Origin of the sequence: Bacillus cereus group sp. BfR-BA-01355 (genome assembly GCF_022663675.1) — a bacterium.
Taxonomy (GTDB): Bacteria; Bacillota; Bacilli; order Bacillales; family Bacillaceae_G; genus Bacillus_A; species Bacillus_A thuringiensis_S.
In genome coordinates this window covers 1-200 of sequence record NZ_JAKUFY010000549.1, presented here as the reverse complement: position 1 = coordinate 200, position 200 = coordinate 1, and the positions used below count along the sequence as shown (strand labels likewise).

Genomic DNA, 200 nt, shown 5'->3' with positions numbered 1-200 from the left:
TGGATTGAGAGCTTGCTCTCAAGAAGTTAGCGGCGGACGGGTGAGTAACACGTGGGTAACCTGCCCATAAGACTGGGATAACTCCGGGAAACCGGAGCTAATACCGGATAACATTTTGAACTGCATGGTTCGAAATTGAAAGGCGGCTTCGGCTGTCACTTATGGATGGACCCGCGTCGCATTAGCTAGTTGGTGAGGTA

The 200-nt window shown here is 51.0% G+C and carries 1 rRNA gene; it reads left to right on the top strand.

From position 1 onward, the window contains the following. Positions 1-200 (top strand): 16S ribosomal RNA (locus MR167_RS32880); the annotation flags it as partial.